This is a genomic window from Flavobacterium tructae, assembly GCF_001853485.1.
GTDB classification, from domain to species: domain Bacteria; phylum Bacteroidota; class Bacteroidia; order Flavobacteriales; family Flavobacteriaceae; genus Flavobacterium; species Flavobacterium tructae.
This window is the reverse complement of record NZ_MIKE01000024.1, coordinates 369,475-384,250: the sequence shown is the minus strand read 5'-3', so window position 1 is coordinate 384,250 and position 14,776 is coordinate 369,475. Positions and strand designations below refer to the sequence as shown.

Annotated in this window: 14 protein-coding genes; all 14 read left to right on the top strand. The window is 30.1% G+C overall.

The annotated features are described in order from the left end of the window. Nucleotides 1-53: 53 nt before the first annotated feature. The 14 genes from BHE19_RS15385 to wecB all read left to right on the top strand — a co-directional run bounded on the left by BHE19_RS15385 (nt 54) and on the right by wecB (nt 14,763). A complete protein-coding gene (locus tag BHE19_RS15385) occupies nt 54-1,034 on the top strand; it encodes a UDP-glucuronic acid decarboxylase family protein (protein ID WP_070907874.1) in 981 nt (326 codons plus the stop codon). A gap of 49 nt (nt 1,035-1,083) precedes the next feature. Then, nucleotides 1,084-2,334, top strand: a complete 1,251-nt coding sequence (locus BHE19_RS15380; protein WP_070907873.1) for a lipopolysaccharide biosynthesis protein — start codon at nt 1,084-1,086, stop codon at nt 2,332-2,334. Beyond that, nucleotides 2,331-3,503, top strand: coding sequence for a glycosyltransferase (locus BHE19_RS15375; RefSeq protein WP_070907872.1), 1,173 nt, complete (start codon nt 2,331-2,333; stop codon nt 3,501-3,503). The genes BHE19_RS15380 and BHE19_RS15375 overlap by 4 nt, the downstream gene beginning before the upstream one ends. After that, on the top strand, nt 3,500-4,759 hold the full coding sequence (locus BHE19_RS15370; protein ID WP_070907871.1) for a glycosyltransferase family 4 protein: 1,260 nt from the start codon (nt 3,500-3,502) through the stop codon (nt 4,757-4,759). The genes BHE19_RS15375 and BHE19_RS15370 overlap by 4 nt, the downstream gene beginning before the upstream one ends. 125 nt (nt 4,760-4,884) lie before the next feature. Then, on the top strand, nt 4,885-6,267 hold the full coding sequence (locus BHE19_RS15365; RefSeq protein ID WP_070907870.1) for an O-antigen polymerase: 1,383 nt from the start codon (nt 4,885-4,887) through the stop codon (nt 6,265-6,267). A gap of 95 nt (nt 6,268-6,362) precedes the next feature. After that, entirely contained in the window at nt 6,363-7,568 is a 1,206-nt protein-coding gene (locus BHE19_RS15360) for a glycosyltransferase (RefSeq protein ID WP_070907869.1), read from the top strand. Between the two features lie 109 nt (nt 7,569-7,677). Further along, nucleotides 7,678-8,625 carry an AAC(3) family N-acetyltransferase gene (locus BHE19_RS15355; protein ID WP_070907868.1) on the top strand — a complete coding sequence of 316 codons (948 nt, stop codon included), beginning with the start codon at nt 7,678-7,680 and terminating at the stop codon, nt 8,623-8,625. After that, nucleotides 8,622-9,722: a hypothetical protein gene (locus tag BHE19_RS15350; protein ID WP_070907867.1), complete on the top strand. Its 1,101-nt coding sequence runs from the start codon at nt 8,622-8,624 to the stop codon at nt 9,720-9,722. Before BHE19_RS15355 ends, BHE19_RS15350 begins: the two co-directional genes overlap by 4 nt. 11 nt (nt 9,723-9,733) lie before the next feature. Beyond that, nucleotides 9,734-9,961, top strand: coding sequence for an acyl carrier protein (locus BHE19_RS15345; RefSeq protein WP_070907866.1), 228 nt, complete (start codon nt 9,734-9,736; stop codon nt 9,959-9,961). Between the two features lie 13 nt (nt 9,962-9,974). Beyond that, nucleotides 9,975-10,979: a 3-oxoacyl-ACP synthase III family protein gene (locus BHE19_RS15340; protein WP_070907865.1), complete on the top strand. Its 1,005-nt coding sequence runs from the start codon at nt 9,975-9,977 to the stop codon at nt 10,977-10,979. Nucleotides 10,980-11,002: 23 nt separating this feature from the next. Beyond that, entirely contained in the window at nt 11,003-12,034 is a 1,032-nt protein-coding gene (locus BHE19_RS15335) for a polysaccharide biosynthesis protein (RefSeq protein ID WP_070907864.1), read from the top strand. 9 nt (nt 12,035-12,043) lie between these two features. Next, nucleotides 12,044-12,460: a WxcM-like domain-containing protein gene (locus BHE19_RS15330; RefSeq protein WP_070907863.1), complete on the top strand. Its 417-nt coding sequence runs from the start codon at nt 12,044-12,046 to the stop codon at nt 12,458-12,460. An 8-nt stretch (nt 12,461-12,468) separates the two neighbouring features. After that, nucleotides 12,469-13,590 (top strand): polysaccharide biosynthesis C-terminal domain-containing protein, encoded by a 1,122-nt coding sequence (locus BHE19_RS15325; protein ID WP_070907862.1) that lies wholly within the window; start codon nt 12,469-12,471, stop codon nt 13,588-13,590. A gap of 33 nt (nt 13,591-13,623) precedes the next feature. Beyond that, on the top strand, nt 13,624-14,763 hold the full coding sequence (gene wecB / locus BHE19_RS15320; protein ID WP_070907861.1) for a non-hydrolyzing UDP-N-acetylglucosamine 2-epimerase: 1,140 nt from the start codon (nt 13,624-13,626) through the stop codon (nt 14,761-14,763). The last annotated feature ends 13 nt before the right edge of the window (nt 14,764-14,776 follow it).

The window sequence follows — 14,776 nt, the reverse complement described above, 5'->3', positions numbered from 1 at the left end:
GTTTTTCTGCTTTAAATCAATTTCATCTAAATTGAAAATATAATATAAAAAAAATGAGTAAAAGAGTTTTAATTACCGGTGCAGCTGGCTTCTTGGGATCACACTTATGTGATTTTTTTATTGCTAAGGGTTATGATGTAGTGGGTATGGATAATTTAATTACAGGGGATTTAAAGAATATTGAACATTTATTTCCATTAAAAAATTTTGAATTTTATAATCATGATGTATCTAATTATGTTCATGTTAGTGGCAAACTAGATTATATTTTGCATTTCGCATCCCCAGCAAGTCCAATTGATTATCTTAAAATTCCAATTCAAACTTTAAAAGTTGGCGCATTAGGGACTCATAATTTGTTAGGTCTTGCAAAAGAAAAAAAGTCGAAATTTTTAATTGCCTCAACTTCGGAAGTATATGGTGATCCAACGGTTCATCCACAGCCTGAAGAATATTGGGGAAATGTAAATCCAATTGGCCCAAGAAGTGTATACGATGAAGCTAAAAGATTTCAGGAAGCGATTACAATGGCATATCATACATTCCATGGTATTGAAACAAGGATTGTTAGAATCTTTAATACTTATGGCCCAAGAATGAGATTAAATGATGGTAGAGTTTTACCTGCATTTATAGGTCAAGCTTTGAGAGGAGAAGATCTGACAATATTTGGAGACGGCTCACAGACGAGAGCCTTTTGTTATGTTGATGATTTAATAGAGGGCATTTATAGATTATTAATGTCTGATTACGTATACCCTGTAAATATCGGAAATCCTAATGAGATTACTATTAGGGAGTTTGCAGAAGAAATTATCAAATTGACAGGAACAAGTCAGAAAATCGTTTATCATCCGCTGCCTCAGGATGATCCTAAACAGAGACAGCCAGACATTACAAAAGCAAAAGCTATTTTAGATTGGGAACCTCAAATTAGTAGAGAAGAAGGCCTTAAAATAACATATAATTATTTTAAGCAATTTTCAGAAGAAGAATTACAAAATAACAAGAATAACAAGTGTTTTGCAAAATAAAATTGAGTAAAGGTATCGTTTATATTTTTTTACAAATGTTAAAAGAAATATGAAGATATCATTTGTAAAAAATATTAGTTTTAAGAATCTTTCTTATTATTTAATTTCTTCAGGATTTACAGCATTAATAGGACTGGTTATAAATCCTTTTTTATCTATCGGATTAAGTCATGATGATTTTGCAATTATTGGGTATTTTGCTTCATTTGCATCAGTTTTAGCTCCTATAATGAGTTTTTCATTGAGTAGTTATTATGCAAGAAATTACTTTTTAATAGAAGAGAAAGAGCGCATTAAATTATTAAATACAATTTTGTCTCTTTTTGTTGTTTTTGGCTTATTGGTGTTGTTTTTTTTCTATTGGGGATATTATTATTATCATATTAATTTTGTTCCATCAATACCATTTAAACCTTATGCCTTTCTGAGTTTTTTTCCTATTTACTTCAGCTCATTTTACAATATTTATTTATTGGATTTGAGAATGCAAAACAAGGCTCAAAAATATGCCGTTGTAACCATTTTGAATGCCTTGGGAGGAGCTCTGTTGTCTTTATTATTAGTTTATGTTCTTAGATATGGAGCTGAGGGTCGTTTGATCGCAATGCTTATTGTTGCAATCTTATTTGGAATATATTCTTTAAAAGCTCAAAATTTTTCTTTTCAGATCGACTGGCCCATAGTTCAAAAAACTTTTGTTTTTTGCACGCCTTTGGCTATATCTGCTATTCTTACATTTTTTTTTATGGGAATAGACAGAACATTTTTAGCACATCTAAACGATAATCATAGCTTAGGATTGTATAATATAGGATTGCAAATTTCTGGTTATTTAGGGATTTTTGGAACAGTTGTACTCCAAACATTTGAACCTGATTTATATAAATATGCATCTTTAAAACAAACAAAGAAGGTCATTCGACTTATAATTTTAATTACAGTTGTTACGTTATTACCAAATTTGTTGTTCATGTTGCTATCAAAACCTTTAATAAATGTTTTGACTTATGGAAAATACATGGAGGCAAGAGAATTTGCTAACATCTTGTGTCTTAGAAATGTTACTACCTCACTCTCTTTTGCTTTATCTAGTGTATTAGTTGGATATGGTTTTTCTAAATATGAATTATTTAACAAAATAATAGGTTCTTTCTTTGCTATCCTATTATACAAATATTTAATTAATAATTATGGATTTTATGGCGCTGCATGGGGACAATCACTTTCATGGTTAGTCATGGGAGTAATAAGTATGATGTTTTTATTTCTGAGAAAAAATAAAATTAAAACCCAATTATGAAAGTTACTTTTTTTACAAATTTTATTAATCATTATCAATCTAATTTAGCTGATTGCTTTTATGATAAATTAGGAGATGATTTTACATTTGTTGCGACTGAGCCCATTGATAAATCTTTTAAAGATTATTTGAGTACCGATTTTGCAGATAAAAAATATTTACTTCAATCATATTTAAATGACTCAAATTATCAAAAAGCATTATTATTAGGGCAAGAATCTGATATTGTCATAATAGGTTCAGCACCTGATGTATTTATTAAAAACCGTTTAGAGCTTGATAAAATCGTTTTTAGATATAGTGAACGTTGGTTAAAAAAAAGTGATTATCAAATTTTATCTCCCAGATCTTGGTGGAATATTTATAACAGCCATATAAAATACAGAAATCATAAGTATTATATGCTGGCTTCGAGTGCTTACACTGCTACGGATGTAAGTCGTTTTTTTTCATATCCTGATAAATGTTATAAATGGGGATATTTTCCAAATGTTAAAGAAGTAGACATAAATGCAATTTTAGAATCAAAACAAGGAAAAAAAATCAAATTATTTTGGGTTGCCAGATGGATTGATTGGAAGCATCCTGAATTAGCGGTACAACTTGTCGTTAAATTAAAGAAAAAGGGATATGATTTTGTTTTAGAAATGGCTGGTGATGGACAAATGAAGAATGAGATTGTAAAATTAATTGAGGAAAACAATGTTTCCGATTGCATAAAAGTGCTAGGGAATATTAAAAACGATGATATTTTGCAAAAAATGAAAGAATCAAATGTTTTTATATTTACAAGCGATAGGGGCGAAGGCTGGGGAGTTGTTGCAAATGAAGCTATGAGTAATGGCTGTACTGTTGTAGCATCTCATGAAATTGGATCGATTCCTTTTTTGATTAAAAACGGTATAAACGGATTAGTTTTTGAATCTAAAAAAATTGATTCTTTAGTTGGTCAAGTTGAAAAATTAATTAATGATAGAGCACTTTGTGATGATTTGGCAAGGAATGCCTATCATAGTATGATTAATACATGGAATCCCAAAAATGCAGTTAATAACTTTATTCAACTTGCAAAATCCTTGATTTCAGAAAAGGAAGTTTCGATAGAAAATGGACCTTGCTCAGTAGCTAAACCAATTAGTGAAAACGCATTTTTAAAGCAGGGACTATGAAGATTTTGTGGATTGTAAACACAATTTTTCCTGCTCCTAGTATTGCAATGAAAAAGGAAACTCCTGTTATTGGAGGCTGGATGTATGGTTTAGCAGAACAAATAAGTAAACAAGAGAATGTTCAGTTGGCTGTTGCAACCACATATGGAGGTAACGAGTTTATGAAAATGACAATTGATACAATTGTCTACTATTTATTGCCTTGTAAGAACAATATTAAATACGATAAAAGCCTCGAAAATTTATGGCATGAGGTTTATAATGAATTTACTCCTGATGTACTACATATACATGGTACAGAATTTGCTCACGGACTGGCTTGTATGAGAATTTTACCCAATTTAAAATATGTAATTTCCATTCAAGGTTTGGTTGGTATTTATTCCCGATATTATTATGGTGGTCTTTCTTTTTGGGATATCGCAAAAAATATCTCTTTTAGAGATATTGCCCGATTTGACACCATTTTTCAACAAAAAAATAAGTTTGTCGTAAGAAGTAAAAATGAACTTGAATACTTACAGAGAACAAATCATGTAATTGGCCGCACAAGTTGGGATTATGTACACACGAAAGGAAGACAAAGTAGTATAAATTACCATTTTGGTAATGAATCATTGCGGGATGCTTTTTATTCAGCAAAAAAATGGTCTTTAGATAATTGTCAACAACATAGCTTGTTTTTGAGTCAGGCTGGTTATCCAATTAAAGGTTTACACCAAGTAATAAAAGCTTTAGCTATTTTGAAAGTAGATTTTCCAAATTTGAAAATCAAAGTAGGAGGAGGTAATATTACAAAAAATGAGACTTTTAATGATAAAATTAAATTATCAGGTTATGGTAAGTACGTTCGTAAATTGTTGAAAAAACATAATTTAGATCAGGATGTTGTTTTTTTAGGCTCCTTATCTGAAGAGCAAATGGTAATTGAATATCAAAGAGCTCATCTCTTTATATGTCCTTCCAGTATTGAAAATAGCCCAAATTCTCTGGGAGAGGCTCAGCTTTTAGGTACTCCCGTAATTGCTTCCTATGTAGGCGGAATCATCGATATGGTAGAAGACGGTAAGACGGGATTACTATATCGTTTTGAGGAAGTAGAAATGTTAGCCCAGAATATCCGCCGTATTTTTGAAAATGATGAATTTGCTATACTTTTATCAAAAAATGCCCAAATAGCATCAAGTTTAAGGCATGATCGAATAATAAATGTAAATAATACTCTGGCAATCTATAATCAAATTGTAAATGCCTAATAATAATTTTTATTTAGTGTTTGTTTGTAATTGCAATTATTACTGCTAATTAATGTTGAGTGAAATCTTATAATTACATTTAATTTTGAATATCAAAAGAATCTGTTTTTTAAAATAATTAATAAATGATATTTTTTATTATCGGAGTGGTTTTTATCTCTCTCTTTGCCTTATCAGGTTATGTTTTGAGAGATAAAATGTCTTCTATTTTTTTGAACGTTTATTTAATTTGGTGGCTTTGCTTACTTGGAATCTCTTTATCTAATCCGTTTGGATTATATGAGGTTTCTCTGTGGACTTATTGTTTAATTTTACTTAGCATTTCCTTTTTTAGCTTCGGATTTATTTTCAATCGACTAATTACTAAAATAGAAATTAAAAAAGAGGATACTAATATTGAAGCAGTTTTGCTTGAAAGTTATGATAAAACCAAAGGGAGTAAGCTTTTTGTATCGTTGCTAGTTTTGTTTTCTATAATAATTTTTAATTATTTGATGCAGTATCAAAAGGCCATTTTGCTTTTTGGTACAGAGGAGGCAAGAGTCATGAGATATTTTGTCGGTAATGTTTTTAAGTATCAAATAGAAATATATTTTTACAACTATGTTATTGAAAGTTTTTCGATTTTTGTTTCTGCTTATTTAGCTTTTTCCTTTGTCTGGTTAAGATTTAATAAAGTATTTTTTTTAAGTTTAATTTATGTATACTTATATTCTTCTTTTGGTTCTGGCCGTTTTTACATAATAGAGTTAGGCTTTTTCATTTGTTTTTTATTTTTATTAAAAAACAAAGTATTTTCTAATAAAAATAAAACATTATCGCTAAAAGAAAAGAAGAAAATTAAGACAAGAAAAAGAGTTACTTTACTGGTGATAATTCCTACTCTTTTTTGCTTTTATCTATTTTCGATTTATTTATCAAATTTTAGAAAAGGGCTTTTTGAATTAAATTATGAAAATTTCATTACAGGAAACAGTGATTTTTTTGAACAAATAATTGTTTATTGTGTAGGTTCTTTTAGAGCACTGGAATATGGATTAAATAGCTTATCAAAAGAATTTCCTATAACATTTGGTAGCATGAATTTTGGAGGATTAGATGAATTTTTGGGTTTCCTCCTAAGAATTTTTGGGATAAATTATCAATACAGTAATGTATTATATGGGGAGTTGACTAGCAAAACTATTACAATAGGTTTTGATCAGGAATATAATGCATTGTATACTAATGTGTTTGGGCAATATCTGGATTTTGGAATTTTAGGTATTGTTTTTCTTTCTTTTTTTTGGGGATTTATATTTAATTTATTTGTAGTCGCTTTCCAGAAATTAAAGACATTTTATTTGTTGCTGATGGTTTCTTTTCTATTTGTAACTTCTATATTAACTCCATTATTGTGGAAATTTCAATCTCCAAGCGCCTGGATTTTTATGCTCTTTTTAGTCTATCTAGATAATAAGAAAAACATTAATAGTAAGATGATAAAAGTTTTGGCTTTTAAAAATTAATAATTAATTCACCATCTCGGTTCTAAAATTTCAATATTTAGATTTATATACTGAGATAATTAAAAATTTCGGTGTAAAAAAATAAAAAAGATTTAATGAAAATTATTTTTGTAGGAGGACTTTTCCCTAAAGAATTGCGAAACGAAATAGAAAGTAAAAGTGTCGGAGTAATTCAGTATGCAGCTGATGCACTGCAATGGGCAATAGTTGATGGGCTTGATAATTATGTTGATAATTTAAATATAGTTAACTTAGCTTCTGTGGGTTCGTATCCTTCCCGATATAAGGATTTAAAAATGAAATCACTTTCATTTTCACATAAGTCAGGATCAAAAGATCTTAATGTAGGATATATAAATTTAACTGTTTATAAATTTTATTCAATATATCGTAATACCAAAAAAGCATTCAAAAATATAGAATTTAATGAAAATGAAATATTTGTAATTTACGGAATTCGTACGCTGGTTATTAAAGCAGCGGTCGATTTGAAAAAAGCAAATCCTACACTAAAAATTTGTTTAGTAGTTCCTGATTTACCAGAGTTTATGAGCGATAATGATAGTTTCGCGTACAAGACTTTAAAAAAACTGGAAAAGAAATTATTAGATAGAATTTTGAAAAAAGTAGATTATTTTGTGTTGCTGTCAGATTACATGCATGAACCTTTGAATGTTGGACAAAGACCCTGGATAAGAGTTGAAGGAATTTTTAATTCTAAAGATGATAATATTATTGTTGAAAAAGAACATTTTAAGACAATTCTATACACAGGCACTTTAGCAAAAAGATATGGTATTTTAAATTTATTAAATGCATTTGCTTTAATAAAAGATGAAAATTATCGTCTGTGGATTTGTGGTGATGGTGATGCTAAGGATGAATTAGATGAAATGGCCAGAAATGATAAAAGAATCACTAGTTTTGGCCAAATACCTCGAGAGCAGGTTCTAAATTTACAAAAAAAAGCTACTGTTTTGGTTAATCCTAGACTGTCTGAAGGAGATTTTACAAAGTACTCTTTCCCATCTAAAACAATGGAGTACTTGGCTTCTGGGACACCTTGTATTATGCATAATTTAGCAGGTATTCCAAAAGAGTACTTCGATTATTGTTTTGTTTCTAAAGAAGAGACAGCTAATGGTTTATATCAGACTATAATTTCTGTATGTGAAATGGATCAATTAGAATTGAATAAATTCGGAGAAAGAGCAAAAGACTTTATTTTTGAAAATAAATTACCTGCAAAACAATGCGAAAAAATATTTAATATGTTAGCAACTAAGCATACATCTAATTAAGCATTGTAAAAGGTTTAAAAACATTCGAATTCAGCAAATCAAAAAGCAGTTTTTATAATAGAAAAAATAATATCGATCTGAGATTTGTTTTTTTGTAAATATTTAAATTATGGGAAATCAATCTGTTGTTAATAAAATTCTCTCACTTTCTCCTTATGTAGAGCTTTTTGTTAGAAAGATTTATTGGAACAATATAAAATTAAGTTCAAATTTAAAGAAGCGATCAATCCAGCAATCGGTTGAATTAAAGGATTTTAATAAAGTTAAGAGACAACTAACCGATTTCGGTTTAAATAAGGGAGATATATTAATTCTTCATGGTTCTTATGAAGCAATCGAGAAAACAGGAAAGACACCAAATAATATAATTGATGAACTACTTGAATTAGTTGGTGATGAAGGGACATTAGCCATGAATGCAGCAAGAGTTTTTCCTGAAGAAAAATCAAAAGATAACTATATAGATGCTGATTATGCAAATCAAATAGTGACATATAATGTTCGTAAGTCAAGAGTTTGGACCGGAGTATTGCCATTTTGTATGTTAAGATATAAGGAATCTAAAGTTAGTAGATTTCCTATAAATCCAATGGTTGCAATTGGAAAGTATGCTAGTCAAATGATGGAAGAAAATATTAGCGGTGAACTAAATTCTAGCTGCGGTGTAAATTCTTCATGGAAGTTTTGTGCAGATAGAAATGCAGTTATTGTAGGTTTAGGTACTGACTTAACACACAGCTTAACTATTATGCATGTTGCAGAGGAAATTATGGGAGAAAACTGGCCTGTTGATGATTGGTATAGAGAAAGAACTTTTAACGTTATCGATAATGACTTCGAAGAAATTGTTAAAGTTAAAGAGCGTAAGCCAAAATGGGGTACTTTACATTTTGCTGAAAGAACTTTGTGTAAAGATCTTCTAAAAATAGGTATATTAAAAACTACAATTATCGATGGTGTTTTAGTTGAGTTCTTAAAATCAAAAGAGCTAATCGAATTTTTAAATTCAAAAAACAGAAATGGGTATCCATATTTTAATGTTAAAAAGAAATCATGAAATTAGAATTTAATTCTAAATTAAGAAATTACATTGTTTTATCTGTCCTAAATCAGGAGGAAATTCTTATTTCAAAGAGGAATAGTATATTTATATATAATATTTTAACTGAAGATATAAAGTTTATACTGTCATTACCTTGTTCTTATACCTTGAATTTTTTATCTAAATCAGGCTTAATAACTCGAGTTTTAAGACTAGGTGTTAGATATGCTTTGACTATTTCCGAGAATAAACTACTAGTAGTATTTGATAAAAAATTTTTTGAAGTAAATATATTAGAAGGGACTTATAAGATAACTTTCAATATAACACGCGGTAATAGACCACTAAATATAGCAAATGTTGAAAATATAAATAATTTTGACGACTCATTATATTTTGGAGAGTATTTTGCCAATTTTGAACGAGTACCAGTAAATATCTATCAAAGATTAAAGGACAGTAGTTGGAAAATTGTTTATACTTTTCCTGAAGGTACAATTGAACATATACATGCAATAGTACCTGACAAATTTAGAGATTGCTTATGGATATTAACAGGTGATTTCAACAAAGCATCTGGTATTTGGATGGCGAAGAATAATTTTGAGGAAGTTACTCCAATACTATTAGGGCAACAAATTTTTAGATCATGCGTTGCTTTTCCAGAAGAAAAAGGAATTATATACGCAACAGATAGTCAGTTTGAAAATAATTCAATAAGAATACTGCACGAAAAAAATAATGAATGGGTTTCAGATTTTATTTGTGAAATAAATGGGCCTGCCATTTATGGATGTAAAGTTAAGAATGACTTGTTTTTTTCTACCTCTGTAGAAGGAGATAGTATAGCAAAAGGGAAATTTTTGAAATATTTGGATCGTGAGGCTGGCCCTGGAATCAAAGAAAATTTTTCTCATATAGTTGGAGGTAATTTTGAGAAAGGATTCAATATTTTGACAAAAAATAAAAAAGATTTTTTCCCTTTTATTTTGTTTCAGTTTGGTGCAATTACTTTTCCAACGGGTATCAATGAAACAGATTTTTTGTTTAGTTATAATATTAGCTTAAAAAAGAATAATTTGAATACAGAAATTTTTAAAATTAATAATTAAAAAATAATCACATGAAAGAAGATATTTTTTTATCAGGTCTTAAAGTTCAATTTGAAGAAATTGACTCTGCAAAATTAACTATGGAAACTAGATTTGAAGATTTAGACACGTGGGATTCATTGACTAAATTTTCAATAATTGCTTTTGTTGAAGATGATTATGGCATAAAGTTAAAAATTGAAGATTTAAATAAATTAGAATCTCCAATTGCCTTGTTTGAATTTATTAGCGAGAAATAATAAAAAATAAAAAGTGAAATCATATATTAATTCTATTTCCGTATATCTTCCAGAAAACACTTTGACAAATGAAGATTTGAATAATGAGTTTCCTGAGTGGAGTGTTGAAAAGATTTCTTCTAAAACGGGTATTTTTAAAAGAACAATTGCTTCTGATGGCGAATTTGTAAGCGATTTAGCTATTAAAGCTTGTTTAAAATTATTTGAAGAACATTCAATAGACAAGAACAAAATTGATTTTGTATTGCTATGTACCCAAAGTCCTGACTACTTTTTACCAACGACAGCATGTATAATTCAAGATAAATTAGGACTTTCAAAGAATTGTGGCGCACTAGATTTTAATCTAGGTTGCTCAGGTTTTGTATATGGCTTAGCACTAGCAAATGGATTAATAGCGGGAGAAACGGCAAAAAATGTTTTGTTAATTACTTCTGAAACTTATAGTAAGTACATCAATAAAAAAGATAAATCGAATAGAACAATTTTTGGAGATGCTGCTGCGGCATGCTTGGTTTCTTCAGACCCTTCTTCAGGCGGGATTCGCAAATTCGTTTTTGGAACTGACGGAGAGGGCGCTGAAAATCTAATTGTGAAAAATGGTGGATCAAAATTTGCCTTAGAAATAGGTGAAGACATTTTTTCTGAAGAGGAATTTGTTAGGAATGATAGTAATCTCTATATGAATGGACAAGAGATATTTAAATTTACTACTGCCTCTGTTCCGGTATTGGTTGAAGATTGTTTAGAAAAAAATAATCTTACATTAGAGGATATTGATTTATTTGTTTTTCATCAGGCGAATAAATTCATGCTGGATTATATTCGCAGAAAAATTAATATTCCTCAAGATAAATTTTTCATGTATTTTGAAGATATTGGCAACACAGTCTCTTCAACTATACCTATCGCTATGGCTGAAGCAATAGCAGCACAAAAAATAAAAAAAGGAATGAAAGTACTTATAGCTGGATTTGGTGTAGGTTATTCTTTTGGAGCAACAGTAATTGAGTTTTAATACGTAATATATATATATTTAAAATGTTTAAAAATAAAACACTCCTTATAACAGGCGGTACCGGTTCTTTCGGAAATGCAGTGCTAAACCGCTTTTTGCATACTGATCATTTTAGTGAAATTCGTATTTTTTCTCGTGATGAGAAGAAACAGGATGATATGCGTAATCAATTAAAAAGTGATAAACTAAAATTCTACATAGGTGACGTAAGAGATTACAACAGCATTGAGCGTGCCATGAGAGGAGTAGATTATGTGTTTCATGCAGCAGCTTTAAAACAAGTTCCATCTTGTGAGTTTTTTCCTTTAGAGGCAACGAAAACTAATGTTTTTGGAACTCAGAATGTAATTGATGCAGCTGGAATTAATAAGATTAAAAAAGTGATTTGCTTAAGTACAGATAAAGCTGCTTATCCGATTAACGCTATGGGAATATCAAAAGCTTTAATGGAAAAAGTAGCTGTAGCGGCATCTAGAAATTTAAATGAAACTACAGTTTGTTTGACTAGATACGGTAACGTAATGGCTTCCAGAGGGTCAGTAATTCCATTGTTTTTGAAGCAAATTAAGGAAGGTAAAACAATTACAATCACTGATCCTAATATGACTAGGTTTTTAATGTCACTGGATGAAGCAGTAGAACTTGTTCTGTTTGCATTTGAACATGGCAACCCTGGTGATTTGTTTGTAAACAAAGCTCCAGCTGGAACTATAGGTGATTTAGCTCAGGCTTTGAAGGAACTTTGTAATGCTGATAATGAAGTCAAAATAATAGGTACTCGTCACGGAGAAAAATTATACGAAACTTTGTGTACGCGTGAAGAAATGGTTAAGGCAGAAGATATGGGAGAATTTTATCGTATTCCTGCTGATAATCGTGACCTGAATTATGCACAATATTTCTCTGAAGGAGAGGAAGATGTGTCTTTAATCGAAGACTATCATTCACATAATACAGAGCAGCAAGGTGTAGAAGGCATGAAGAAATTACTGTCTACTTTACCTTTAATTCGTAAAGAGGTTTTTGGAGAGGATGTAGCTCAAATGCCTGGCTAAAATTAATATATGGAACCTAAATTAATTTCAGGTAATTGCCACTCTGATCAAAGAGGATTTTTATTCTACAATAACGATTTTGATTCATCTTTGGTCAAAAGAATTTATATAATTCAAAACAATAGTCTCGACTTTATCAGAGGCTGGCAAGGTCATAAAATAGAGCAAAGATGGTTTTCTGCCTTGAGTGGAAAATTCAAAATTCAATTAATTGAAATAGATAATTGGGAGAATCCATCTAAGGATTTAAAAGTGTATATTTTTCAAATTGATTCGGAAAAATTAGATGTAATTCATGTTCCTAAAGGATATATAAGTAGTATCCAGTCATTGGAATCTGATTCCAGATTACTCGTTATGGCTGATTATATGCTGGGTGAAATTAAAGATGAGTATCGTTTCGATATTGATTATTTTAAAAAATAAAATCAAAAATGTTAAAAATAGGAATTACTGGTCAGGCTGGTTTTGTTGGAACACATTTGTATAATACACTTGGTTTGTTTCCAGAGGAGTTTACAAGAATTGATTTTCAAAAAGAATATTTTGAAGATCAGGATCAATTAACTGATTTTGTGGCGCAATGTGATGTAATCGTACATTTAGCAGCAATGAATCGCCATAATGATCCACAAGTTATTTATGATACAAATCTTGGTTTAGTTCAAAAATTAGTTCAATCTCTCGAACACACAAAAAGTAAAGCTCATGTTCTTTTTTCTTCATCAACTCAGGAAGAGAGAGATAATCTTTATGGAAAATCTAAAAAGGAAGGTAGAGAATTAATGATTAACTGGGCAAATAATTCAGAAGGAGAATTTACCGGAATGATTATCCCAAATGTTTTTGGGCCTTTTGGACATCCGAACTACAATTCAGTAATTGCTACTTTTTGTCATAAATTATCACATAATGAAATACCAACTATTGAAATTGACGGCGATTTAAAACTAATTTATGTTGGAGAACTAGTTGATGCTATTCTTTCTGAAATTAGAAGTAAAAAAGGAAAAGCAGAATTATTAGTAAAGCATACTTCAGAATTTAAGGTTTCTCAAATTTTAAGTTTGCTGGAAAAGTATAAATCAGAATATCAGGAAAAAAGCATTATTCCAGGTATTGACAGCACATTTGAATTGAATTTATTCAATACATTTCGTTGTTATATGGACATTAAAAATCACTTTCCTGTAAAATTTGTTGAACATACAGATCCTAGAGGCTCATTTGTTGAGATTATCCGTTTGGGCGTTGGTGGTCAGGTTTCCTTTTCAACAACCGTTCCAGGAATCACTCGCGGAAATCATTATCATACCAGAAAAGTTGAACGTTTTGCAGTAATTAAAGGAAAAGCCTTAATTCAATTGCGCCGTATTGGAACTAACGAAGTTTTAGATTTTTATCTTGACGGAAGTGAACCATCATATGTTGATATGCCAATTTGGTATACACATAATATCAAGAACATTGGAGATGAAGTGTTATATACCAATTTTTGGATAAATGAGTTTTATGATCCAAATGATCCAGACACTTATTTTGAAAATGTTGAATAAATAAAAAATAATAATTTCATAGATAAACAGATAATGAAAGATAGATTAAAAGTAATGACCGTAGTGGGTACCAGGCCAGAGATTATTCGTCTGTCAAGAGTAATGGCAGCTTTAGATAATTCTGATGCAATAGAACATGTAATTGTTCATACTGGGCAAAATTATGATTATGAACTAAACCAAATATTTTTTGATGATTTAGGGATTCGTAAACCTGATTTTTTCTTAAATGCAGCTGGAGCAACGGCTACCGAAACGGTAGGCCAGATTTTGATTAAAATTGATCCACTATTAGAAACAGAAAAACCAGATGCTTTTTTGGTATTAGGTGATACTAATAGCTGTTTGTGTGCGATTCCGGCAAAGAAAAGGCATATTCCAATTTTTCACATGGAAGCTGGTAATCGTTGTTTTGATCAACGTGTTCCGGAAGAAACAAATAGAAAAATTGTTGATCATGTTTCTGATGTTAACTTAACTTATAGCGATATCGCTAGAGAATATTTATTAAGAGAAGGTTTGCCTGCTGATCGCATTATCAAAACAGGTTCTCCAATGTTTGAAGTTTTAAATCATTATTTGCCATCAATAGAATCTTCTGATGTTCTTGAAAGATTAGGACTGAAAAATGGAGAGTTTTTTGTTGTATCGTCTCATAGGGAAGAAAATATTAATAGTGAGAAAAATTTTCAAGGCTTAATGGATGGCTTGAATCTTATCGCTGAAAAATACAATTTTCCAATCATTGTAAGTACGCATCCTCGTACTAGAAATATGATTGAGAAAAAAAATATTCAAATGCATCAAAACGTGCAATTTTTAAAGCCATTAGGGTTTAATGATTATAATGCTTTGCAAATGAAATCTTTTGCTGTTTTGTCAGATTCAGGAACTATTTCAGAAGAGTCTTCAGTGTTAAATTTTAGAGCTCTTAATATTAGAGACGCTCACGAAAGACCAGAAGCAATGGAAGAAACTTCTGTTATGATGGTTGGGTTAAGTCCGGAAAGAATTATGCAAGGTTTAGTACAATTACAGTATCAGAAAACTGGAAAAGAAAGAAATTTTAGACCAGTTGATGATTATTCAATGCCAAACGTTTCTGAAAAAATGGTTCGTATAATTTTAAGTTATACAGATTATGTGAAGCGAGTTGTTTGGAGTGAAATGTAGCAAACAATTCATA